Here is a 23,239-nt window from a genome sequence, read left to right as displayed (position 1 = left end):
GATAACAGCCGCAGTGCATCAGGCCTTTTCTGCCAGCAATGCCCTGGAATGCATCAGCCACGCCACACAAACCCCGGCAAACGCCCCGGCGATATGTGATTCAAACGAAACACCGGCCACCGGCACGAAGCCGAAAACCAGCCCGCTGTAACCGGCCAGCACAATCAGCGCCAACAGCACGCTGGCGAGGCTGCGCTGATACCACGCACGCGCCAGCAGATAAGCCCACAAACCGAAAATCAGACCGCTTGCGCCAACATGGATATTGTTGCGACCAAAACTCCAGACCAGCAGCCCGCCCAGCAGGCAAACCAGCCCGGCGACCCAGGCATAACGCCTGACACCCTCGGTAGCCACCAGCCAGCTCAGCACAATGAACGGCAACAGGTTGCTGAGCAAGTGTTGAATCGAGCCATGCAGAAAGGGAGCAAAAACAATTCCGCGCAACCCGTCAAGGCTGCGCGGAATGATACCGAAATGAACCAGACTATTGCCCGTGATCGAGTTGATTGCCTGCACCGCAATCAACACGGCCGACAGGGCGAGGATGACCTTGAGTCGTTTGGAAAACGCCATTCTCCACCCTCGCCTGCCTGGCTGCGTCGATTACTGCGCCGGCGTCTGGTTTTTGGCTTTCAGGCGTGCCAGCACATCTTGCGCGCCGCCGCTTTTGGCACCAATACCGGCGTCCTGCAAACGACGCTCAAGGTCACTGCCGCTGGACTGGCTGGCCAGTTCTTCGGCCGCTTCCAGCTTGGCATCCTGTTCGTCCTGGCGCTGCTTGAGGCGCGCCAGCGAACCCACTGCAGTCTCGACCGAACCACTCGCGCCACCGGTTGCAGTGGCCGTCGCAACGCGGGCGCGCTGGACAGTTTCACGGGCCTTGGCCATCTCGACCTGTTGCTTGAGGCTCTTGATTCGCGACTCGGCCTTGATCACCTGCTCCTGCAACAGGCTGACCTGCTTGCCGAACTGATCGGCCAGCTCCTGCTCCTGGTCACGCAGGGCTTCGATCTCGGCAATCTTGCTGGCACATTCAACGGCCAGCGCTTCTTCGCCCTTGTTCAGGGCCTGCATGGCGCGGCCTTCCCAGTTGGCAATGCTGGTGGCGTGTTCTTCAAGACGCTGCGCCGAGAGCTTGTGCTTGGCCTTGATGGTGATCAGCCCGTCGCGGGCCTTGACCAGCGCGTTGTCGGCGTCACGGATTTCCTGATCCAGAATGCGAATGGCATTGGCATCGGCAATCGACTCGCCCACTTCGGAAGCGCCACCACGAACGGCGGTCACCAGTTTTTTCCAGATACTTGTAGTCATGAATGTTCTCCGCCTGACAGCGCTGTTCAGTAGATGAAATGATCTTCAAAAGCGTCGGCCGCACGGATCACGTTGTCCGCGAGGGTGAGAATTTCCTGCACAACCACCGTGAGCGACGAAGCAGCGCTCAGCGCGCCAAACAGGCAGTAAACTTCCTGGCCGTCGCCCAGTTTTTCGATACCGACCGATGACAGCGGAAACAGATCGCGACTGCGCAGCACGACATCGTTGAACGCCTGCACATTCTTGATCTTGTTCACTTCGATCAAGGTCGCGTCGGCCAGAATCTGTTCGCCTTCCACTGCGATATAGATCGGCAGGTCGCCGTGGCCGGTCATGGTCAGCCTGATGCCCGAGGCATCACCTTCGGTGACGTCCAGTTCGATCTGGCCCTGAGTCACCAGATCCAGTTCACAAAGAGCCTTCTGCAAAGAGCTGATGGTCCAGTGGGTATTCTCGGTCATGAAATCCTCCAATTTGATCCTCTCGCCCAAAAAGGGCTGTCTTAAGGCTTTTTCAATGCCACGCAGGGCATCGACATTCTCGGGCCGGATCCAGAACTCCCGCTTGACCAGCCCCGCATCCTTGAGTCGCAGACGCATTTCACGCATGTAATCGGTGGAGCTTTTGGAAACCCTGGCCGGGACTGTTGCGTTGTCGCCTTGGGTTTTACGAGGCATTGGCGCTTCCCCTTGCTGCTGGCCGTGGATCAGGTGAGCAACGTATCAGATGTCTCCGAGGATGGATATACCTCACATGTGAGATTTTTTCAGGACAACCTGTGCGTATGAGCCCTTGTGGGAGTGGACTTGTCCACGAAGACGGATCATCAGGCACCGAATAAATCGGGGCGAAAGACACAAAAAAGGCGCTACCCACATCAGCAGATAGCGCCTTTCCCGAGCGTGCCATTTACGCACTCAGCACCGCATCAACCCTCATTCAGCCAGGCTTTTGCTCACCACTTCATACACATCCGCCGACAGTTTGCCGGAGGCGAGGATGCGCTCCAGCTCTGCTTTCATCAGCGCCTGACGGGCGCTGTCGTATTTGCGCCAGCGGGTCAGAGGGGCCAGTTGGCGGGAGGCGATTTGTGGGTTCAGGGCGTTCAGTTCAATGACCAGGTCCGCCAGGAAGCGGTAGCCAGAGCCGTCCGCAGCGTGGAAGTTGATCAGGTTCTGCCCGGCAAACGCGCCGATAAGGGCGCGGACCTTGTTCGGGTTCTTGATGCTGAAGGCAGGATGTTTCATCAATTCCTGTACGCGTTGCAGGCCACCCGGCTGGGTGCTGGCCGCCTGGACGCTGAACCATTGATCCATGACCAGCGCGTTGTTCTTGAAGTTCTCAGCGAACACGGCCAGCGCTTTGTCGCGCTCTTCAGTGAACGGCGAATTGACCAGCACGGCCAGTGCCGTCAGGCGCTCGGTCATGTTGTCGCTGGTATCGAACTGGTCGATGGTCGCCGCCAGCACTTCAGGTTTGCCGCTGAGCATCAGGTACGACAGCGCGATGTTCTGAAGCGCGCGACGGGCGAAATGCGCAGATTCGGCAACGTATGGCATGGCCTTGGAAAGCTCGCGGTTGGCCTTGTAGCGCGCCAGCAGGCTGTCAAACAGGCCATCGGCCAGTTGTTGGCGAGCAAATTCGCGAGCAGCGTGAATGGCATCGACATCAGCCACTTCGCTGATCTCGGCCAGGTAAGCCTCGCCCGGCAGCGAAAGCATTTCCGCGACCATGGCCTGATCCAGTTGCTCATCCGCCAGTACGGTGCCCAGTGCGGTAATCAGGCGCTGATCCATGACCAGTGGCTGACCTTGCTGGTGCTGAGCGATCAGTTCCTGCAACACCTGAACCGACAGTTGCTGGCCCGCATCCCAGCGGTTGAAGCCGTCGCTGTCGTGCTGCATCAGGAACATCAACTGGTCGCGGTCGTACGGGAAGCTCAGCCTGACCGGTGCCGAGAAGCCACGCAGCAAGGACGGCAGTGGCTTTTCAGCGACATCGACAAAGGTGAACGTCTGCTCGGCCTCAGTCACCGAAAGCACCCGCGTGCTGCCGGTTGCGGCGGTTTCGTTGGCCAGGCGCAGGGCGATCTCGCCACCTTTGCTGTCCAGCAGGCCCAGCTCGACCGGAATCACGAAAGGCTGTTTCTTATCACCAGGCTGGCCCGGTGTGCTCGGGCAGCTCTGGCGGAAGGTCAGGCTGTAGGTGTTCGCAGCAGCGTCATACGACTCGCTGACCGCCAGACGCGGCGTGCCCGCCTGGCTGTACCAGCGCTTGAACTGGGTCAGGTCAACGCCATTGGCGTCTTCCATGGCCTTGATGAAGTCGTCGCAGGTCACTGCCTGGCCGTCGTGGCGCTCGAAGTACAGGTCGCTGCCCTTGCGAAAGCCTTGAGCCCCCAGCAGGGTGTGAAGCATGCCGACCACTTCCGAACCTTTTTCGTACACGGTCAGGGTGTAGAAGTTGGAGATTTCGATGAAGCTGTCCGGGCGCACGGCATGGGCCATCGGGCCGGCATCTTCGGCAAACTGGTGGGTGCGCAGGTAAGCAACGTCCTGAATACGCTTGACCGTGGCCGAGTTCATGTCGGCCGAGAAACCGGCGTCGCGATACACCGTGAAGCCTTCCTTGAGTGACAGCTGGAACCAGTCACGGCAGGTCACGCGGTTGCCCGACCAGTTGTGGAAATATTCATGGGCGACGATGGCTTCGACACGCTGGTGCGCGGCGTCGGTGGCGGTTTCGGCACGGGCCAGCACGGCGCTGGAATTGAAAATGTTGAGGCCCTTGTTCTCCATCGCGCCCATGTTGAAATCGTTGACCGCCACGATCATGAAGATATCCAGGTCATACTCGCGACCGTAGGCCTCTTCATCCCAACGCATGGATTTTTTCAGGCTGGTCATGGCGTGCTGGCATTTATCGACGTTTTCTGGCTCGACATAGATGCGCAGGGTCACTTCCCGCTGGCTCATGGTGGTAAAGGTGTCTTCGATGCACCACAGATCACCGGCCACCAGCGCGAACAGGTAGGCTGGCTTCATGAACGGGTCTTCCCAGGTCGCCCAGTGCCGTCCGCCCTCTTCTTCACCGCTGGCAATCGGGTTGCCGTTGGACAGCAGGATCGGAAAGTTCTGCTTGTCGGCGCTCAGCGTGGTGGTGAATGTGCTCATCACGTCAGGGCGGTCGAGGTAGTAGGTAATCTTGCGAAAGCCCTCGGCCTCACACTGGGTGCAGAACATGCCGCTGGACTTGTACAGGCCTTCCAGCGCGGTATTGGTTTCAGGATGGATGCGCACGGTGCTGTCGACCGTGAAGCTTTCGGCCTGTGGATGCAGCGTCAGGTGATCGTCTGTCAGTTGATAATCAGCAGCGCCCAGCTCGATGTCGCTCAGTTTCACCGAAACCAGTTCCAGATGCTGGCCGTCCAGCACCAGCGGCGGCAGGCCTGCGCCACGCTCCGGGTTGCGGCGCATGACCAGTTGGGCGTGGACCAGCGAGTGGTCGTCGAACAGCTCGAAGGTCAGGTTCGTCTCATCAATGAGGTACTCGGGAGCCTGGTAGTCCTTCAGGTAAATCATTTTCGGTTGTTCGGTGCGCATACTGGAATCCTTCTACTGATGCACGGCCAGTTGATAGGCCGTGTATTTGCGAATGTTGATCACGCCAGTGTCGAAAATCAGGTATTGGCCCTTGATCCCCAGCAGCGTGCCCTCGGCAATCGGGTTCTTGTCCAGGTTGAAGCTGACAATCTTGGTCGGATACGCCTCGACCGGGTAACGAAACTCGACAGGCTCAGCGTCATGTAGCAATTGGATGGCTTGCAGACCGAATCGTTCTTGCAATCCAAGCAGCCCGGCGCCGCAGCTGTCGAACAGTTCCTGGCGAATGGCCTTGAGATCGACAGGCTGAGCGTCGCCTTTGAGCAGCGCACGCCAGTTGGTGCGATCGGCTACCTGGCTGCGCAGCAGGTCTTCGACGAAGCCCGACTGTTGCCGGGTGGCCACGCGCAGGATCGGCAGCGCCTGGCTTGCGCCCTGATCCAGCCAGCGGGTCGGCAGTTGAGTGGACCGGGTGATGCCCACCTTCACGCCTGACGAGTTGGCCAGATAAACAATGTGATCAGTCATGCAAAATTGCTCGCCCCACGACGGATCACGGCACGTGCCCTGATCGTGGTGGCATTTTTCCGGGCTCATGATGCATATGTCGCACTGCGCCAGCTTGAGCATGCACGGATAGCAATAACCCTGGCTGTAACTGGATTTGGTCTTGCGCCCGCAATGACTGCAGTGAATGGCGCCGAGAAACTCCAGCCGCAGCGTCTTGCCGATCAGCGGGTTGACCGCGATCTCGGTGTCGCCCAGGCGAAAAGCGTATTGCACAAACGACGCGTCATCCTGACGCGCCGACATTTTGTTGACAGCTCCGCGACCAATTTCGATCAATGAATGGCATCCGATTTGAACAGGATATTAGGCACAGGCGCCGATTTTGAAGCGCATTCCTGCGGCCCCATGTAGCCCGTGCGCTGGTCTTCCGGCAGGTTCTGCGCTTCCCAGGCGATCAACGCCTGCAACGACAGTTCACGCTGTTCCTGAGTCAGCTTGCGGCCATCGGACCATTTGCCGATTTCCACGGCCAGCTTCAGGCTCTCGTAGACATCCGGGGTGATGTTTTCAATCATTTCTATAAAAGACGACATAGGGCACTCCAGAAAGTAGCCAGTGATTCTAGGCCTTGCGGCGTGCAATCGCACCACCGAAAAGGCCGGTGATACAGCCGATGATCAGCCCGCCGACATGCGCACCGTTGGCGATCTCGCCGAAGCCGAGCATGCTCACCAGACCGGACAGGCACAGCGCCAGCCAGACCAGCATCATGATCAACACGCCACGTGGCAGTCGGTAAACCGGGTTGGGTGCCAGCATTTGATAGATCCAGCAATGACCCAGCAACCCGTACAGCACCCCAGACAGGCCGCCGAACAGGCTTGGACCGCTGAACAGGTATTGAACGTAGTTGGAAACCGCAGAAAACAGCAGCGTCAGCAACAACAGGGACACGCTGCCCTGACGAATTTCGATGCGCCGGCCCAGCTCCCAGAACCACATGCCGTTCATGGCCAGATGCAGAATGCCGAAGTGGATCAGCATCGGCGAGACGATGCGCCACCATTGCCCGGAAGCCAGCGTTTCAGGCAACGGCAGAAACGTCGCGTATTCGCCATTGATACGAAAATCCTGAAAAGTCAGCCAGCGGATGGCGTCCAGGTTGTCGCCCAACAGCGTCAGGCCCGCCACCAGCAAAGTGACCATCAGCACCAGCGCTGTCACCGGGCTGTTGCGCAATTGCTCGATCAGGCCCGGAGCCTTGTACGTGGGCGCCTGGGAAGCGTCGGCCAGTTGAACGTGTTCGTCCCCCTCGGGAAAGCGCGTATACAAGTCCCGCACGTCATCGGCCAGCCGCTCGGCGTCCGGAACCCAGAGCACCTGCTCACCAGCCTCTTCGCTGACCCGGTGAGGGATCTGCAAGCGCTGCAACAAACGAACAAAACCGCTCAGATCGGTAGTCAGCGGCAAACGCAAGACGGCAACGGGACTCATGGTGAAACCTCGGGACGCTGAACATCGACCCAGACGAATTTGTCCGGATCGACGTGTGTTTCCTGATCCAGCCGATAGGCGACCAGCTTGCCGTAGAGCACCGCGCTGTAATCCAGGCATGCCAGGTTCGGCCGGATGGGTGCGGGGATACCGCTGCGCCAGTAATGACCGACAAACAGCAGCGGTTCGTTGCTGCCGTAGCGCAGCAATGCGTTTTTTTCGGACGTGGACAATGGCGTCTTGGCCACGCCTTCGGGCAGAGCGTCGGGCTGGAAGACCACGTCGCCGTAGGTCTGCGGGTTATCTTCCCAGAACTTGGTGCGGAAGAACTCACGCGTCAGCCCGTCGCCACCGGTCAGGGTCAGGCCATGCGGCAGGCGCATGTCGGTGCCTCGCAACAGGCGGTTGAACACGTTGCTGGCGAAACTGCCGGGCACTGCCGACGCTTGCACAAAATGCCTGTCGATGCAGCCGGTCCCGTGCAGGCCGCGCAACGGGTCGATCAGGGTCGCGTCCCAGCAGGCGTGCACCACTCGGAAACGTCCGGCATCAATATACAGGGGCAGCTCGTAGAACCAGTTGACGAACTCGTTCCATTCATCCGGATACGCTTCGAATTGCGCCAGCGTTTCGCCGATCAAACGGGCATGGCGCGGGGTGTGCTCGCGCACAAACAGGTGACCGCTCTCGGGCAGCGCCGGTGTCATCCAGCCCAGCGCATTGAACTCATGGTTGCCCATGATGCAGTACGCTTGCCCGGCCTGAACCATGTCGCGCACGATATGCAGCGATTCGCGAATACGCGGCCCTCGGTCGATGATGTCGCCGAGGAAAATCGCGATGCGCTCAGGGTGGCGCCACACGCCAGCCTGCAGACGGTAGCCCAGCAGTTCCAGCAAGTGCTCCAGGGTATGGGCGCACCCGTGCACGTCACCGATCAGATCATAGCCACGCGCCGGATCGAGCATTAATCGCCCCCGCCGCCGAGCCTGCTGCCCCAGCCGAGCTTGGTGCGGCAGACTTCGTAATAGTTGTGATCCAACGGGTGAATCAGGCGCAGCTTCTGCGGCTTCTTGCTGACCGTAATGGTGTCACCCGGTGCGCAGGTGAAGTGGTTCTGCCCGTCGCAGGACACTTGCGGATAAATGGTCATGTCCTTGGACACGACGATTTTCAGCTCGCTGTTGCCGTCAACCACGATGGGCCGCCCGGACAGCGTGTGCGGGTACATCGGCACGATCACGATGGCGTCCAGCTTGGGGTGCATGATCGGCCCGCCCGCCGACAGCGCGTAGGCGGTCGAACCGGTCGGTGTCGCGACGATCAGGCCGTCGGCCTTCTGGCTACAGACAAACTGGCCGTCTATGTAGATTTCGAACTCGATCATGCGCGTGGACTTGCCGGGGTGCAGTACCACGTCGTTGAGCGCATCGCCCTGGCCGATGGCTTCACCGTGGCGGCGCACTTCGGCCTGCAGCAGGAAGCGGTTTTCGACCAGATAATGCCCATCGAGCACTTCGGCGCACTTGACCTCCAGCTCGTCGGGGCGGATGTCGGTCAGAAAGCCCAGGCTGCCGCGATTGATGCCCAGCACCGGCACATTGTGCCGGGCCAGGGCACGCGCAGCGCCCAACAGGCTGCCATCGCCACCGACCACGATGACCATGTCGCAGACCTCGCCAAGCATCTTGCGCGACGAAGTCTGCAGGCCATGACCGGGCAGGACTTCGGCAATGGTCTCTTCGAGGATGACATGCAGATGCCGGTCCAGCAGGAATCTCTTGAGTCGGCGTACGGTATCGAGCACCTGAACACTGCCGAGGCGACCGATGATGCCGATATTTCGAAATTGCTCCATGAGGCTCCTGCTGCGGTTCGAGACGACTTAAAGCAGCGATTATGGGCGAAACGGCAAGGCAGCGGCAAACCGGCACGCAAAGATCCATCGAAAAGACGTTGATTCGCTCAAATCTCTCGGAATCGCCTTACATACCCGGCAGAGAATATTCTCTAGTTTCGTCCGTTTTCAATGCACCAAGGCTTTGTACGAAAAGTCGGCGAGCGAAGGTCAGGCAAGGCAAAAACAGGCGAGGACGCGGAGTGTTCTCGCCCGTCACTCCCGATACGACCACAGAGCCGGTCTGCAATCACCCGGATCAGATGGCAGAACTGACCCGTTACATCGCTGACGAGATGAACCGAAACCTTCTACATCCCACCGTCCAGAAGTTGAAGAAACTGCTCAACTACGACGCTGCGCAAGAAACCCGACAATGGATGATGTCCCTGCCGATCAATGGGGAGACGCGCTGAGATTGCACACATGCTTTGACGAGTCTATGAAAAAGAGCAAGATATGAATCGAAAAATCATATTCAATACACTGATTCGCTCCCCAAGGTTAACCGCCATTTTTTTCATCCTGGCGCTACGGGATTTTGCGACCCCTGAAGTAAGGGTTTATTATTCAGATAAAGCGGCCAGAGGGGTTCGTTATACATGGATCACCGATCACCGTATAAGCAGAGGGGGTATATCGCCTGGCGGGGCAATCTCGGATGCCGGCCACATATTTCAAAAAAAGATTTCTTCATGCATTTCCAATGGTGGGACAACGCAGGAATCAGCGGCTGCGTGAACATTGATCCAAAATGGCCAACTACCACGATCCACATTGATGCCAACGGCCGTATCGACTTGAATGCCAAAGGGGCAACCGATGTGAATCGGTTCTCACCCTGTCCCGGTGAAGAGGATGATTTTCTCGGAGTGCCCAAGCCTGCCGTTTTGTAATTCATGTTCACAGCCTGCCAGGACGACCGATGATTATTTCAAATCTACCCAACGGGGCTTCGGCCCTGTTTCGCCGCGTCTGAACAAAAACACTACGGCGCCAACGCCCGAACCTCTTCGCCCTCACCCATCGGGCCTTGCGCTGGCAAGTCAGTCATCGGCGCCCCCCTCCAGAACGCCCGGTCCTTACCCTCCCGCTTGGCCTGATACATATTGATGTCAGCCGTCTTGAGCACTTGCGAACTGGTCGAGTTCGCATCGATGTCGGCAAGCCCTGCACTGCAGGTCAGAGAACTGACCGCCGGCGATCTTCTGATGGTGTCCAGCAGGCGCAGTACATAGTCACAGGCCACAGGCTCACTGGAAACAGGAAGAATGACGCCAAACTCCTCTCCCCCCATGCGACCGAACGCAAGACTTCCCGGCGTTTGTTGCAGGCATGACGCCATGAGACGCAAAACTTCATCGCCTGCGTCATGCCCGAACTGATCGTTGATGGTTTTGAAATTATCGATGTCGAGCATCAGAAAATAACCGCCACTGTTATTCGCCAGCTGTTCATCGAGTGCCAACATCAATGCCCGGCGATTCAATATATCGGTCAGGTCATCGGTCAGCGACAGTTCGCGAAACCGGCTTTCCAGCGTCAATACCTTGCGCAGGGTTCGGGTGTAGGTGTGATTCAGTACGACACCCAGAGCAATCGACGAAACAAAGAACAGCATCATGAATACATAGGCGGCACTGTCCGTGTCGATACCCTGCGCGGGAGAAAGAATGATCCAGGAGAGCACCGACACAAACAGATAGTCGCGGGTATATACCACCAACAATGTCGAGCACAGGATGATCATGAGCGCGATCGGCAATGCCCAGTTGATACCCAGTTCGCTGTTCAACTGACTGGCCCGCGAAAAGCTCAGGGCCACGATGATTACCGAAGCCATGCCCACACCACGCCAGACGCTGAAATGCGTGGCGCGATATTGCCACCAGCAGGTCAGCACCAGCCCCGTGGTCAAGGCGATCTCGCGAGCGCCGCAATTAACATTCGGCGTGACGATCAGGACAGCCAGCCAACAGACAATCGCAATACATTGCACAAGCGCAATGGCGGGCGAGAGCAGATGCTTTATCCGTGTCTGCATTTCACCATTCATAGACAACTCCAGGCATCCAGTTTCCCGAGAGGAACATCTGCCGCAAAAATACCGCTTAACCCACGCGGCAAAAGAGTCGACCGAATTTTCATAATCACCCGGCTTGATCACACTTGAAACAGACGGAATGAATAAACATGATTTACAAATATCGCTGATATTTCAAGCAGGAAAAATACAGCACCTATTTGACAGACCGTACGCACGGCCTTATCAAAAGACTTTTCAACCGACGCTTGCCCTGCCCCATGATTAATCTGCGCTGTAATTAATCGGTCTCTTGATTAAAGAATCACGAATGATACCGACAAACGGTTACAGGCCTGCGTATGAAAGCTTCGCCGCCTGTGCGCAAACAGACTGCCTGCGAGCACTGACTCACGCTATCCTCGGTGCATGACTCTATTTCCCAGCCTGATCGACCTGCCCCGCCAATTGCGCCACCCCGAGGTGCGCGACCTTGCCTGGGTGATCCTCGCGCCACCCATGCTTGAAACCGCGCCCTGGGCGCAGCGCCATCCGCTGGCCGGCAGCGAGTGGGTAAATGCCCCGGAACAACTCGCAGACTTCCTCTGGCGCCTCGACCGTGACAGCGGCCCGCTGGAAGACTGGCTGGCGCTGGCGGCAACCCGGCGACTGGGCCGCTATTACGAACGGCTCTGGCAGTTCGCAGTACAACACGCGCCGGGGGTGGAGATCATTGCCGCCAACCTGCCGATCCGGCTCGGCGGCCAGACGCTTGGCGAACTGGACATGCTGCTGCGTGATCGTGACGGCGTGCATCACATCGAGCTGGCAATCAAGCTTTACCTGGGGCCGCAGGACGGTGACGGCCGCGATCCGGCCTGCTGGCTAGGGCCTGGCTGCAATGACCGGCTGGACCGAAAGCTTGCGCACCTGAGTCAGCACCAGTTGCCGATGTCCGCTCGCCCGGAAAGCCGTGAGGCACTGGCGGCGCTGGGCGTCGAGGCTTTCAGCGCGAAATTGTGGCTGGGTGGCTACCTGCTGTATCCGTGGCCCGGTTCGTGCTCCTCTCCTGAAGGCGTTCATCCCCGGCACCTCAAAGGGCGCTGGCTGCACCAGCGTGACTGGAAAGCGTTTCTGGCACAAAGCACAGCGGGCCGCTGGCAACCGCTGCCGCGCCACGCCTGGCTGGCTCCAGCGCGTTACGCCGAGGCCTGGAGCGGCGGGCAGTTGCAAGACTGGCTGAGCGACCTCAATCCGCTGGCCCCGGCGCAATTGCTGGTGCGCCTGAGCGAGAACAACGAGGGCCACTGGGAAGAAGCCGAGCGTCTGTTTCTGGTGTCGGACATGTGGCCGAACCTGGCCGATACCAGCCATGCTTTCAGCTCAATCGCAGCGCCAGCGCCGCCAGCGTGATCAACAAGACCGGCAAGGTCAGTACGATGCCGACCTTGAAGTAATAACCCCAACTGATGGTGATGCCCTTGCGCTCAAGCACGTGCAGCCAGAGCAGCGTAGCCAGACTGCCGATCGGGGTGATTTTCGGCCCCAGGTCGCTGCCGATCACGTTGGCGTAGATCATCGCTTCCTGAATCGCCCCGCTGGCGTGGCTTGCGTCGATGGACAGCAGCCCGATCAGTACCGTCGGCATGTTGTTCATGATCGATGACAGGAACGCCGTCATCAGCCCGGTGCCCATCGCCGCGCCCCAGATGCCGTAGCCGGCAAACCAGTCCAGCAGATCAGCCAGATAATTCGTCAGCCCGGCGTTACGCAGGCCATATACCACCAGGTACATGCCCAGGGAAAAGATCACGATGTGCCACGGCGCTTCTTTCATCACCTTGCGCGTCTTGATCGTGTGCCCTTTGGCGGCGATGGCCAGCAACAGCAACGCACACACGGAAGAAATCGCGCTGATCGGAATGCCCAGTGGCTCAAGGGCAAAACAGCCGACCAGCAAAATCAGCAATACCGCCCAGCCGGCCAGAAACGTCGCCCGGTCATGAATGGCCGTCTCGGGTTTGTCCAGATGCTCGGGTTCGAATTCACGGGGGATATCGCGGCGGAAATACCACATCAACACGGCCAGGGTGGCGGCAACACTGGCCAGATTCACCGGCACCATGACGGCGGCGTAGCGGTTGAAACCAATCTTGAAGTAGTCCGCCGAAACGATGTTGACCAGGTTCGACACCACCAGCGGCAGGCTCGCCGTGTCGGCGATGAAGCCGGCTGCCATTACGAAGGCCAGGGTAGAAGCAGCGGAAAAGCGCAACGCCAGCATCATGGCGATGACGATAGGCGTGAGGATCAGCACGGCACCGTCGTTGGCGAACAACGCCGACACGAGCGCGCCGAACAGCACGAACAAGGCAAACAGACGACGACCTTTACCCTTGCCCCAGCGCGCGACGTGCAGCGCCGCCCAAGCGAAGAAACCGGCCTCATCCAGCAACAGCGTAATGATGATCAGCGAAATGAAAGTCGCCGTGGCATTCCAGATGATGCCCCACACCACGGCAATGTCGCCCAGGTGCACCACGCCGGTCAGCAACGCCAGCCCTGCCCCGAGCACAGCACTCCAGCCGACGCCAAGCCCCTGGGGCTGCCAGATGACCAGCGTGATGGTAAACAGGAAGATCAGCGTGGCTATGAGCATTACTTGGTCCGGGGTAGAAGAATCGCGAGAATGCCGAGCAGCGGCAGGTATGAACACAGTGTGTAGACGAACAGAATGCCATGACTGTCAGCCAGGTAGCCGAGCAAGGCAGCACCGATGCCGCCGAAGCCGAACATCAGGCCGAAGAAGATCCCGGCGATCATGCCAACGTTGCCAGGCACCAGTTCCTGGGCATACACCACGATGGCAGAGAACGCCGAGGCCAGCACAAAACCGATGATCACGCTGAGCACACTGGTCCAGAACAGGTCCGCATACGGCAGCGCCAGGGTGAACGGCGCGGCGCCGAGGATCGAAAACCAGATCACCGCCTTACGGCCGATGCGGTCGCCAATCGGGCCACCGAAGAATGTCCCGGCTGCCACTGCGCCCAAAAACAGAAACAAGTGCAACTGCGAGCTGGCGACCGACAGGTCGAACTTCTCGATCAGGTAGAACGTGAAGTAGCTGGTCAGGCTGGTCATGTAGAAGAACTTGGAGAACACCAGAAACGCCAGCACCGCCAGCGAGGCGATCACGCGTTTTCTCGACAGGCCATGAGTCGCCACCTGGCCGGCCTTGAGCTTGAACAGGTTGAGGTGCGCGCGATACCAGCGGCTGATCGCGTACAGCAAGCCCAGGGAAAACAGCGCGAACAGGCCGATCCAGGCCACATTACCCTGACCGAACGGGATGATGATCGCCGCTGCCAGCAATGGCCCGAACGCGGAGCCGGTATTGCCGCCCACTTGAAAAGTCGATTGCGCAAGCCCGAAGCGCCCGCCGGACGCCAGTCGTGCGATGCGCGAGGCCTCCGGGTGAAACGTCGATGAGCCAATACCGATCAGGGCTGCCGCCAGCAGAATCAATGGAAAGCTGCCTACCACCGACATCATCACGATACCGATCAGCGTGCAGATCGACCCGACGGGCAGTACCAGTGGATTGGGGTGGCGGTCGGTGTAATAACCGACCCACGGTTGCAGCAACGATGCGGTGATCTGAAACGTCAGGGTAATCAGGCCAATCTGGGTGAAGCTCAGGTCGTAGCTGGCCTTGAGCATCGGGTAGATCGACGGAAGGATGGCCTGGATCAGGTCATTGATCAGGTGTGCGAGGGCAACTGCCCCGATGATGCGCATGACCAGCGGGCTGGTTTGGGGGGTGGTCGAGGCCGTCGCCGTTGCGGGCTGAGCGCTGGTCGCCATGATATTCATCCATAAAAAGGTTTTCAGGTCTCCCGGACGGATGATTACAAAATGTGTCACACGCGCCTGGGCGCGCCAATGTGCCATTTTTCGGGGCGACTGTGCCACGTTTTGTTGCGTTTTTGCTGATGGATCGAGAGGTGATCTGGCGGATACCTCTGGGTTCTTTACGTCGCACTTTGCGTCGTCGGTGCCACCGCGATAAAAAAGCACTTTCTTTCAACTATCGTGCGACGCTCCGCGTCGCATGCCGTTCTGGACGCTCTGCGTCCTTTTTGTAGCGCTCCGCGTCACACTGCGGCTCTGCAAGGTCAGTGATGTTTGTTTACGGCTCAAGGTACCTTTTCGCCTCTCGGCGCCCTACTTTGAGGGACCAAAGTAAGCAATCACCGCTCCGTTTCCGGCCCGCCTTCGTCGGGTTCCTTTGCCCTGACACTGACGTCGCACTCTGCGTCGTCAGTGCCACCGTGATGAAAAAGCTTTCGTTTATGTGCAGTGGCTACGGGCAAGGTATGGCGTTGTGCTGCAGCACATATTTGACGCAAAGCGTGACCCCGAGACCCTCACGCCATCGAACCCGCCACTGCCCCTTTGCCCGCAACCGGCACGTCATGCAGCGAGATCTTCGAGGTCTCGGGCAATGCCAGGCCGCCTGCCATTGCTAGCACGGCTACGGCAATCAGGTAGAACGCTGGCGACAGGTTGCTGCCGGTGACGCTGATCAGCCAGGTTGCCATCAGCGGTGCGGTGCCGCCGAACAGGGTGTAGGCCATGTTGTAGGTGATCGCCGAGGCGGTGTAGCGGGTGCGGGTCGGGAAGGTTTCCGACAGCAGCGCAGCCGTGACCACGCCGCACAGCACGGCACCCACGGCCAGCAGCATGACGCCGATGATCGAGGCGATGAACGAGCCGGAGCTGGCCATTAAAAATGACGGGAACACCACAACCATCAGCAGGATGCAGGCCGTTGCCATTGTGATCCGCCGTCCTACCCGGTCTGAATAGGCACCGGCCAGCGGACAGAGCGCGGCGGCGAATGCCAGTGCGATCAACGACACCAGCAGCGCGGTCGCCCTGCTCAGGCCTCCGGCCACTTGCAGGTACGTCGCAAAATAGGTGGTGAACATGTAGAACGACAGCGCCGTCAATGATACGAACACCCCCAGGCAGCACATGGCGGCTGCGTGATGGCGCAAAGTGTCCTTGAGTGGCGAGTGCGCTACTGCGTGCCCTTCAGCCACCGCCTGAAACGCCGGGGTCTCGTCGAGTTTCCAGCGCAGGTACAAGCCGACCAGCCCCAGCGGGGCGGCGATCAGAAACGGCAGGCGCCAGCCCCAACTGCCCATCGCCTCGGTCGACAGGGACGACTCCAGCGCATAAGCCACCACGGCAGCGGCGGCGAAGGCCGAAAACGTCGAGACCGGGACGAAGCTGCCGTACCAGGCCCGCTGAGTACGCGGCGCATGCTCCATAAGGTAAGCGCAGGCCCCGGCATATTCCCCACCGGCCGAGAAACCCTGCGCACAACGAATGATGGTCAGCAGAATCGGCGCCATCACGCCAATCGCTGCATACGTCGGCAGCAAACCGATCAGCGTGGTGGCGCCGGCCATCAGCAGAATGGTCATGGCCAGGGTCTTCTTGCGCCCGATGCGATCACCCAGCATGCCAAAAAACACCCCGCCCAGCGGTCGAAATGCGAAGGCGACGGCAAACACGGCGAAGGTTTTCAACAGCGCTGCGCTGCTGTCACCGCTGGGGAAAAATTGCAGGGCGATGGTGGTGGCCAGAAAGCCATACACGGCGAAATCGAACCACTCGACGAAATTGCCGATGGCCGCAGCGACAATGACTTTTTTCAGCGTGGCAGGATCGACGTGCTCTGCGGCGGTGGTTGTCATGCTGACCTCGGCGTCTTGATCTGGAGGGGATCGATTATCAAGACAGCGACCTGCAGGCTTCACTCCAGAAGTGTCCTCCACGTAGTCAGGGCCGACGTCTTGCCATCGAACCGCGCAGAATTCATGCCAGAGGCTCTGCCATGAGGCCTACAGCCCCATCGCGCGTCGCCCTTGCAGGCCGCCGGTATGAACGAAGACCAGCCGGGTGCCAGGCTCGAAACGGCCGGCCAGCACCTCATCATGCAGGGCCAGCAGCGCCTTGCCAGTGTACAGCGGCTCAAGAAGTACGCCGCCCTGCACTTCGCTGCTGGCGATGAAATCGAGCAAGGCAGGGTCGGTTCTGGCGAAACCGCCACGGCTGGCGTCGAGCAGAACACAGGCAGCGGGCAGTTCCGATGCGGCTTTTTCCTGCGACCCGACGGCCTCGCCCAGCACAGCCATAATGTTTTCAGCGATCCCATGATCATCCGGCACCGCCATCGCGCCATACACCGGATGCGCGCCCGCCTCGGCCAGCAGCAGACCGGCCACAGTGGTGCCCGTTCCGGCAGCAAGCCACCAGCCGTGGTAGTCATCCCAATCCATCTGGCCGAGCTGGCTATCGACCATCTCTCGCAACCGTGCGCAGCCCAGAGCACCGGCAAGCCTGCCGCCCCCTTCGGCAATTGGATACAGCTCGGGATAGCGCGCCCGCCAGGGCTGCCAGAAATCTGTAGCATGTCGCGCTCGATAACCGGCGTAACCCAGCCAGTGCAGTTGCATGCCAAAGGCTTGCAGGTCCAGCACCGTCGGCGTCTGCTGAGCATGACCGCGCAGCAGGCCAACCGTCGGGAAGCCGAAGCGTTTGCCCGCTGCGGCCAGGGCATGCAAGTGGTTGGAATGTGCGCCGCCGAGGCTGATCACACCTTGCGCACCGACTGTGACGGCCTGTTTGAGGTGATCGCTGAGCTTGAACCATTTGTTGCCGCTGATCAGCGTATCGATCCGGTCCAGGCGCAGCATCGCAACCTCGACCCCGGCGTGTTGCAGCCAGGGCAGGCTCAAACGTTGCAGCGCAGCAGTGGGTTGCCAGCCAAGAGCGTCAGAAATCATCCGCGCAGTTTACAGGCAAGCAGAATCAGAGCGCAGCGGCCAGTCGCGAGCCTTGATCGATGGCACGCTTGGCATCCAGTTCGGCAGCAATATCCGCCCCGCCGATCAGGTGCACGCTTTGTCCGGCCGTGACCAGATCGTCATACAGTTCGCGCAACGGGTCCTGCCCGGCACAAATCACAATGTTGTCCACCGCCAGCAGCGTTTCTTCACCGTCTTCGCCAATGCGAATGTGCAACCCGGCGTCATCGATTTTCAGGTACTGCACGCCGTTGAGCATCTGCACCTGCTTGTTTTTCAGCCCTGTGCGGTGAATCCAGCCGGTGGTCTTGCCCAGACCATCGCCGACCTTGGAGTGCTTGCGTTGCAACAGAAACACCTGGCGCGCCGGGGCATGCACATCAGGCTTGATCCCGGCCACACCACCACGCGCCTCAAGCGTCGTGTCGATGCCCCACTCTTTCCAGAATGCGTCACGGTCAAGGCTGGTGGCCACGCCCTGATGCACGAGAAACTCCGACACATCAAAACCGATACCGCCCGCACCGATCACCGCCACACTGCGCCCGACCGGTTTGCGTTGCAGAATCACGTCCAGATAGCTCAGTACCTTGGGGTTGTCGATGCCGGGGATCGCGGGGGTGCGCGGCGCGATGCCGGTGGCCAGAATCACTTCGTCGAAGCCTGCGCCGAGCAGATCCTGAGCCTTCACCCGGGTGCCGAGGCGCAACTGCACGCCGGTTTCCTGCACCTTGTTGCGGAAATAACGCAGGGTTTCGGAAAACTCTTCCTTGCCCGGCACACGCTTGGCGATATTGAACTGGCCGCCGATTTCACTGGCCGAATCAAACAGCGTCACCTCATGCCCGCGCTGTGCGGCCACCGTTGCCGCAGCCAGACCGGCGGGACCTGCGCCCACCACGGCAATCTTCTTGATTTGCAGAACAGGCAGGTAATTGAGCTCGGTCTCGTGGCAGGCGCGCGGGTTGACCAGGCAACTGGTCAGTTTGCCGCCGAAGGTGTGATCCAGACAGGCCTGATTGCAGCCAATGCAAGTGTTGATCCGCTCGGCATGGCCTGCAGCAGCCTTGTTGACGAACTCAGGGTCGGCCAGAAACGGCCGCGCCATCGAGACCATGTCGGCGTCGCCTTCGCTGAGAATGCGCTCGGCAACCTCCGCAGTGTTGATGCGGTTGGTGGTAATCAGCGGAACGTTTACCGAGCCACGCAGCTTGGCGGTGACCTTGCTGAATGCCGCGCGCGGCACCTTGGTGGCGATCGTCGGAATTCGCGCTTCATGCCAGCCGATGCCGGTGTTGATCAGCGTCGCACCCGCCTGCTCGACCGCCTTGGCCAACTGGACGATTTCTTGCCAGGAACTGCCGCCCGCCACCAGGTCCAGCATCGACAGGCGAAAGATGATGATGAAATCCGCACCGACCGCTTCACGCACCCGGGTCACGATCTCGACCGCCAGACGCATGCGGTTTTCATAGCTGCCACCCCAGCGATCAGTGCGGTGGTTGGTGTGGGCGGCGAGGAACTGATTGATGAAATAACCTTCCGACCCCATGATTTCGACGCCGTCATACCCGGCACTTCGGGCCAGGGTCGAACAGTTGACGAAATCGGCGATCTGCTTTTCGATGCCCTCTTCATCCAGTTCGCGAGGCGTGAACGGGTTGATCGGGGCCTGAATGGCGCTCGGCGCAACCTGCTTGCGGCTGTAGGCGTAGCGACCGGCATGCAGTATCTGCAGACAGATCTTGCCGCCGGCCTCGTGAACCGCCTGAGTGACGATGCGATGCTGCTCTGCTTCTTGGGCATTGGTGAGTTTGGCCGCGCCGTCGTAAACACCGCCCTCCTCGTTGGGCGCAATGCCACCGGTCACCATCAAACCAACGCCGCCACGTGCCCGCTCGGCAAAATAGGCCGCCATGCGCTCGAAGCCACCCGGCCGCTCTTCAAGCCCGGTGTGCATCGAGCCCATCAGGGTGCGGTTGCGCAAGGTCGTGAAACCCAGGTCCAGCGGGGCCAGCAGGTGCGGATAGTGAGCAGCGGTCATGGCAAAGCTCCATCGAGTCAATCACGGGAAACAAGGACCTCTGTGTGTCCTTTGCTTTATTGCGCCACAGTAAACAGCCACCTTGTCACACTCAATGACCCAAAGTGACAAGTTATTGATCCAAACGCGCAGCGGCACTTGGCAAGCGCCCAGCGTAGTCCTACCCTAGTCGACAATTTCCCGATGGCAGCCTTTCAGCCTCTTTATGCGCAAATTCTTCGCCACCTGCCTGATCCTGCTGAGCGTCGTCAGCCTCGTCAGCTATGCAATCTGGACCGAACAACGTCCGGCGGGTCACTACCTGTCCGACCTGCGCATTCGTCTGGCTATCAATGAAGGCGAACCCAGCGAGCGCGGAAACCTGCTGGGCATCGAGCCGGTGCTGTTCCCTACCGATTATCAAAACCTTGACAGACTGCACCGCAAGTTGGCGGCCTACCTGCAACAGGCGCGTGATTACGGGCTGATCAACCCCAAAACGGTGGTGGTGCTGCCGGAACACATCGGCACCTGGCTGTTCGCCAGTGGCGAGAAGGATCAGCTTTATCAGGCCGCGACCGTAGACGAAGCAATGGAGTGGCTGTCCTGGAGCAATCCGTTGCAATTCGTTGCGGCGATGCTCGGCGCCGAAGGCCGCAACCGCATGGATGACACGCACCTGCGCATCAAGGCCCTTACCATGGCGCGGGACTATCAAGCACTGTTCGGTGGTCTGGCGAAAGAGTTCGGGGTGACTCTGGTGGCCGGCTCCATCGTGCTGCCAGACCCCAGCGTCGAAGGCGGCCAACTGAAAGCTGGCAATGGCGCGCTGTACAATTGCAGCCTGACCTTCGGCAGCGATGGCCGGCCGATCGGGCAGCCTCAACGCCAGTTGTACCCGGACCGTTTTCAGAAACGCTACGTACACCCGGCGAGCGACGCGCCGTTGAATGTGATCGATACGCCGGCCGGACGCCTGGCGGTGCTGATCGGCAGCGACAGTTGGTACCCGGACAACTACGCACGCCTGAGTCAGAGCGGCGCCGAATTGATCGCCGTACCCGCGCTGGTCATCGGCAAGACCGGCTGGTCCGAGCCCTGGCAAAAGCCTCGGCATTCAAGCATCGACATGGCAACCGAGCACTCCAGCGAAGGCGACGCCTGGCACCGTCTGACCCTCACCAGTCGTGCCCCGCAAAGCACTGCGCAGGCAGGGGTCAGCGTCTTCACGCGCGGCCAGTTCTGGAACCACAGCGTGGCCGGGCAAAGCTTTGCCAGCCACGGCGGTCAGACCCTCGCCGAACCGCCGCAGGGCGATGGCACGGCTGAGGTCGCCCGCCTGATCAACCTCTGGCTTTGAGCATGCCGACATTGACCCTGCGCCTCGGTGATCTGTCGGTGGGTTTCATCCAGAGCCTGACTGATGCAGTCATAAGTTTCGACAAAAACCCTGGCCCGCTGCTGGAGCAATACGCGCTAGACCCGACGCGCTTGAGTCAGGCGGGTGCGCGCCTGTCGATCCCGCGCTACATGCGCCTTGGGCACGCTGCCATCCAGCTCACCGGCCAGCCCGGACTGGGCCTGCGCATGGGCCAGCTCAGCCGTTTCGCCCAGGCAGGCCTTGCGGGCGTGACGGCCGCTCAGGCACCGACCGTGCGCGAGGCGGCGCGCACGTTGATACGCTTCGAGCCGCTGTATGGCTCCAACTATCGCGGGCAGTCGAGCTTTCACGAAGATGCCGAAGGCGCGTGGATGCGCTTTTACTCCATCAGCCCGTACAACGCTTACAACCGCTTTGTCGTCGACTCGATTCTGAGCGGCTGGATCGCGCAACTGGCGACCCTGGCGGGCACCGAGCTGCGTGCACAGCGCATCGAAATCGAATTCGACGCACCTGCCTATGCAGCGCAATACGCAAGCCTCAGCGACAGCCCGGTGATGTTTGCGGCGGCCACCAATCAGCTACGCCTCGATCAGACCAGTCTGGCCTTACGCAACCCGGACCATTGTCCGAGTACCTGGCGGCATTTGCTGCAATTGTGCGAAAGGGAGCTGGAGCAACAGACCCGCACCCGCAGCCTTCGTGAACGCATCATTCAATTGCTCGGGCCGCTATTGAACGGCGGGCGGGAACCGGATCTGGAGGAAGTGGCGGCGCGACTCAAGCTGCCAACCTGGACACTGCGCCGCAAGCTGGCCGAGGAAGGCACACGCTTTCGCGCGGTGCTCAATGACACACGACGCGATCTGGCAATGACGTATATACGGGACACAGAACTGGCGTTCGGGGAGATCGCCTACCTGCTGGGGTTTGCCTCTGCCGAGGCCTTTCAACGCGCCTTTAAACGCTGGAACGGACAGACTCCGGGAGAGTTCCGCCGCAGCCAGCGCCAAAGCGCCTGAAGCCTGTCATAACTCGGTAGCGTCGTCGGCAGGCTCTACCGGGTCCAGTTCCGATGCACGGTATTCGAGTAGTTCTTCCTGGTATTCGTCCATTTCTTTGCCCTCTTGGCGGGTTGAGTATGCTGAATAATTAAAGCTGAAATAACTGACCGCAAGATCAACATTAAAGTGCCAATGTGAAATAAAAATGTTGATCCCTATCAAACAGACGAAAAAGATCGTGGCCGATTAAGCGCTGATCTCGACCTGCCTGACCGACACGCCTATTGACTTGCGTGCCTGTGTCGACCTAACCTCAGGCCCATGAACCTCATCAAGCAAAACCTCGGCCAGATTATTACCGTCATTCCAGTCATGGCGGGTTAGCCGACGTTTGCAAAAAACCCGCCCTGGAGGCGGGTTTTTTCTGTCTCCTGGGCAACATTACTCAACCAGGAGTCAGACATGATCATTTCCCTTCGCGCTATCGCCCTTCTCGCCTCCTTGAACCCGATCATCGGCGTGCCGCACTTCGCAGCGTTGTGCGTCAGCACGTCGCCTGAAGGAACGACGCGATGACCGATCTGCTCAATCACTACGCCCGCAAAATCCTCACCTCGCGCGTCTACGACGTAGCGGTCGAAACCCCGCTGCATGGCGCCCGCCAGCTGTCCGAGCGGCTGGGCAATCAGGTGCTGCTCAAGCGCGAAGATTTGCAGCCGGTGTTCTCCTTCAAGATTCGCGGCGCGTACAACAAGCTCGCCCAATTGACCGCAGAAGAGGCCGCACGTGGCGTGGTCACGGCCTCGGCGGGCAATCACGCCCAGGGCCTGGCGCTGGCGGCGAAAGAGCTGGGCATTCTGGCCACCATCGTCATGCCGCGCACCACCCCGGAAATCAAGGTCGAAGGGGTGCGTTCCCGCGGTGCCACGGTGGTGTTGCACGGCGATTCCTTCCCTGAAGCGCTGGCCTATTCGCTGAAACTGGTCGAGCAACAAGGCTTCGTCTACATCCATCCGTATGACGACCCCGACACCATTGCCGGGCAAGGCACTGTGGCGATGGAAATCCTCCGTCAGCAGCCGGGGAAGCTGGACGCGATCTTTGTAC

Annotated in this window: 21 protein-coding genes; 6 read left to right on the top strand and 15 right to left on the bottom strand. The window is 59.8% G+C overall.

From position 1 onward, the window contains the following. Positions 1-18: 18 nt before the first annotated feature. The 9 genes from QRN38_RS03005 to QRN38_RS02965 all read right to left on the bottom strand — a co-directional run bounded on the left by QRN38_RS03005 (position 19) and on the right by QRN38_RS02965 (position 8,781). Complete coding sequence (locus QRN38_RS03005; protein ID WP_057417766.1) at positions 19-576, bottom strand: rhomboid family intramembrane serine protease; 558 nt, start codon at positions 574-576, stop codon at positions 19-21. A 30-nt stretch (positions 577-606) separates the two neighbouring features. Next, entirely contained in the window at positions 607-1,314 is a 708-nt protein-coding gene (locus QRN38_RS03000) for a PspA/IM30 family protein (RefSeq protein ID WP_011104724.1), read from the bottom strand. A 26-nt stretch (positions 1,315-1,340) separates the two neighbouring features. Next, on the bottom strand, positions 1,341-1,994 hold the full coding sequence (locus QRN38_RS02995; RefSeq protein ID WP_005769102.1) for a YjfI family protein: 654 nt from the start codon (positions 1,992-1,994) through the stop codon (positions 1,341-1,343). 258 nt (positions 1,995-2,252) lie between these two features. Next, positions 2,253-4,919, bottom strand: coding sequence for an aminopeptidase N (gene pepN, locus QRN38_RS02990; protein WP_057417767.1), 2,667 nt, complete (start codon positions 4,917-4,919; stop codon positions 2,253-2,255). Positions 4,920-4,931: 12 nt separating this feature from the next. Then, positions 4,932-5,765, bottom strand: a complete 834-nt coding sequence (locus QRN38_RS02985) for a DUF2797 domain-containing protein (protein ID WP_010208878.1) — start codon at positions 5,763-5,765, stop codon at positions 4,932-4,934. After that, on the bottom strand, positions 5,762-6,022 hold the full coding sequence (locus QRN38_RS02980) for a YeaC family protein (RefSeq protein WP_003382943.1): 261 nt from the start codon (positions 6,020-6,022) through the stop codon (positions 5,762-5,764). Before QRN38_RS02980 ends, QRN38_RS02985 begins: the two co-directional genes overlap by 4 nt. Before the next feature lie 28 nt (positions 6,023-6,050). Then, positions 6,051-6,923, bottom strand: coding sequence for a rhomboid family intramembrane serine protease (locus QRN38_RS02975; protein WP_046463338.1), 873 nt, complete (start codon positions 6,921-6,923; stop codon positions 6,051-6,053). Beyond that, the gene (locus tag QRN38_RS02970) at positions 6,920-7,891 is read right to left on the bottom strand and encodes a metallophosphoesterase (RefSeq protein WP_011104727.1); all 972 of its coding nucleotides are present in this window, start codon (positions 7,889-7,891) and stop codon (positions 6,920-6,922) included. Before QRN38_RS02970 ends, QRN38_RS02975 begins: the two co-directional genes overlap by 4 nt. Continuing rightward, a complete protein-coding gene (locus tag QRN38_RS02965) occupies positions 7,891-8,781 on the bottom strand; it encodes an NAD(+) kinase (protein WP_003382947.1) in 891 nt (296 codons plus the stop codon). The genes QRN38_RS02970 and QRN38_RS02965 overlap by 1 nt, the downstream gene beginning before the upstream one ends. A gap of 242 nt (positions 8,782-9,023) precedes the next feature. On the opposite strand from QRN38_RS02965, the gene QRN38_RS02960 reads away from it, so the two are divergent. Beyond that, the gene (locus QRN38_RS02960; protein ID WP_024667834.1) at positions 9,024-9,236 is read left to right on the top strand and encodes a hypothetical protein; all 213 of its coding nucleotides are present in this window, start codon (positions 9,024-9,026) and stop codon (positions 9,234-9,236) included. Positions 9,237-9,515: 279 nt separating this feature from the next. Next, on the top strand, positions 9,516-9,716 hold the full coding sequence (locus QRN38_RS02955) for a hypothetical protein (RefSeq protein ID WP_010208875.1): 201 nt from the start codon (positions 9,516-9,518) through the stop codon (positions 9,714-9,716). Positions 9,717-9,808: 92 nt separating this feature from the next. On the opposite strand, the gene QRN38_RS02950 is transcribed toward QRN38_RS02955, so the two are convergent. Beyond that, a complete protein-coding gene (locus QRN38_RS02950; RefSeq protein ID WP_057417768.1) occupies positions 9,809-10,876 on the bottom strand; it encodes a GGDEF domain-containing protein in 1,068 nt (355 codons plus the stop codon). A 396-nt stretch (positions 10,877-11,272) separates the two neighbouring features. Here QRN38_RS02950 and QRN38_RS02945 point away from each other — a divergent pair, with 396 nt between their 5' ends. After that, a complete protein-coding gene (locus QRN38_RS02945; protein ID WP_057417769.1) occupies positions 11,273-12,256 on the top strand; it encodes a DUF1853 family protein in 984 nt (327 codons plus the stop codon). Here QRN38_RS02945 and QRN38_RS02940 read toward each other — a convergent pair. From QRN38_RS02940 to QRN38_RS02920, 5 genes are all read right to left on the bottom strand, one after another. Further along, a complete protein-coding gene (locus QRN38_RS02940; RefSeq protein WP_007245157.1) occupies positions 12,222-13,502 on the bottom strand; it encodes an arsenic transporter in 1,281 nt (426 codons plus the stop codon). The genes QRN38_RS02945 and QRN38_RS02940 overlap by 35 nt on opposite strands. Continuing rightward, entirely contained in the window at positions 13,502-14,710 is a 1,209-nt protein-coding gene (locus tag QRN38_RS02935; protein ID WP_005769084.1) for an MFS transporter, read from the bottom strand. Before QRN38_RS02935 ends, QRN38_RS02940 begins: the two co-directional genes overlap by 1 nt. A 563-nt stretch (positions 14,711-15,273) precedes the next feature. Next, complete coding sequence (locus QRN38_RS02930) at positions 15,274-16,611, bottom strand: MFS transporter (protein ID WP_007245156.1); 1,338 nt, start codon at positions 16,609-16,611, stop codon at positions 15,274-15,276. A gap of 147 nt (positions 16,612-16,758) precedes the next feature. Next, on the bottom strand, positions 16,759-17,703 hold the full coding sequence (locus QRN38_RS02925) for a 1-aminocyclopropane-1-carboxylate deaminase/D-cysteine desulfhydrase (protein WP_057417770.1): 945 nt from the start codon (positions 17,701-17,703) through the stop codon (positions 16,759-16,761). 25 nt (positions 17,704-17,728) lie between these two features. After that, positions 17,729-19,768, bottom strand: coding sequence for an NADPH-dependent 2,4-dienoyl-CoA reductase (locus QRN38_RS02920; protein ID WP_057417771.1), 2,040 nt, complete (start codon positions 19,766-19,768; stop codon positions 17,729-17,731). A gap of 205 nt (positions 19,769-19,973) precedes the next feature. Here QRN38_RS02920 and QRN38_RS02915 point away from each other — a divergent pair, with 205 nt between their 5' ends. The 3 genes from QRN38_RS02915 to QRN38_RS02905 all read left to right on the top strand — a co-directional run. Beyond that, positions 19,974-21,107 (top strand): nitrilase-related carbon-nitrogen hydrolase, encoded by a 1,134-nt coding sequence (locus tag QRN38_RS02915; protein ID WP_044394039.1) that lies wholly within the window; start codon positions 19,974-19,976, stop codon positions 21,105-21,107. Positions 21,108-21,109: 2 nt separating this feature from the next. Further along, positions 21,110-22,150: an AraC family transcriptional regulator gene (locus QRN38_RS02910; protein WP_007245152.1), complete on the top strand. Its 1,041-nt coding sequence runs from the start codon at positions 21,110-21,112 to the stop codon at positions 22,148-22,150. 554 nt (positions 22,151-22,704) lie between these two features. Further along, on the top strand, positions 22,705-23,239 hold a 535-nt coding region (locus QRN38_RS02905), incomplete at its 3' end, for a pyridoxal-phosphate dependent enzyme (protein WP_502945126.1).

The sequence above is a fragment of the Pseudomonas sp. CFBP2511 genome (assembly GCF_030209255.1).
GTDB lineage: Bacteria > Pseudomonadota > Gammaproteobacteria > Pseudomonadales > Pseudomonadaceae > Aquipseudomonas > Aquipseudomonas avellanae.
This window is presented reverse-complemented; position numbering and strand designations above follow the sequence as displayed.

Bases quoted from the DNA above. Each gene is read 5' to 3' on its own strand.
- QRN38_RS03005 (WP_057417766.1), bottom strand. From the start codon at position 576: ATGGCGTTTTCCAAACGACTCAAGGTCATCCTCGCCCTGTCGGCCGTG.
- QRN38_RS03000 (WP_011104724.1), bottom strand. From the start codon at position 1,314: ATGACTACAAGTATCTGGAAAAAACTGGTGACCGCCGTTCGTGGTGGC.
- QRN38_RS02995 (WP_005769102.1), bottom strand. From the start codon at position 1,994: ATGCCTCGTAAAACCCAAGGCGACAACGCAACAGTCCCGGCCAGGGTT.
- pepN (WP_057417767.1), bottom strand. From the start codon at position 4,919: ATGCGCACCGAACAACCGAAAATGATTTACCTGAAGGACTACCAGGCT.
- QRN38_RS02980 (WP_003382943.1), bottom strand. From the start codon at position 6,022: ATGTCGTCTTTTATAGAAATGATTGAAAACATCACCCCGGATGTCTAC.
- QRN38_RS02975 (WP_046463338.1), bottom strand. From the start codon at position 6,923: ATGAGTCCCGTTGCCGTCTTGCGTTTGCCGCTGACTACCGATCTGAGC.
- QRN38_RS02970 (WP_011104727.1), bottom strand. From the start codon at position 7,891: ATGCTCGATCCGGCGCGTGGCTATGATCTGATCGGTGACGTGCACGGG.
- QRN38_RS02965 (WP_003382947.1), bottom strand. From the start codon at position 8,781: ATGGAGCAATTTCGAAATATCGGCATCATCGGTCGCCTCGGCAGTGTT.
- QRN38_RS02955 (WP_010208875.1), top strand. From the start codon at position 9,516: ATGCATTTCCAATGGTGGGACAACGCAGGAATCAGCGGCTGCGTGAAC.
- QRN38_RS02950 (WP_057417768.1), bottom strand. From the start codon at position 10,876: ATGAATGGTGAAATGCAGACACGGATAAAGCATCTGCTCTCGCCCGCC.
- QRN38_RS02945 (WP_057417769.1), top strand. From the start codon at position 11,273: ATGACTCTATTTCCCAGCCTGATCGACCTGCCCCGCCAATTGCGCCAC.
- QRN38_RS02940 (WP_007245157.1), bottom strand. From the start codon at position 13,502: ATGCTCATAGCCACGCTGATCTTCCTGTTTACCATCACGCTGGTCATC.
- QRN38_RS02935 (WP_005769084.1), bottom strand. From the start codon at position 14,710: ATGGCGACCAGCGCTCAGCCCGCAACGGCGACGGCCTCGACCACCCCC.
- QRN38_RS02930 (WP_007245156.1), bottom strand. From the start codon at position 16,611: ATGACAACCACCGCCGCAGAGCACGTCGATCCTGCCACGCTGAAAAAA.
- QRN38_RS02925 (WP_057417770.1), bottom strand. From the start codon at position 17,703: ATGATTTCTGACGCTCTTGGCTGGCAACCCACTGCTGCGCTGCAACGT.
- QRN38_RS02920 (WP_057417771.1), bottom strand. From the start codon at position 19,768: ATGACCGCTGCTCACTATCCGCACCTGCTGGCCCCGCTGGACCTGGGT.
- QRN38_RS02915 (WP_044394039.1), top strand. From the start codon at position 19,974: ATGCGCAAATTCTTCGCCACCTGCCTGATCCTGCTGAGCGTCGTCAGC.
- QRN38_RS02910 (WP_007245152.1), top strand. From the start codon at position 21,110: ATGCCGACATTGACCCTGCGCCTCGGTGATCTGTCGGTGGGTTTCATC.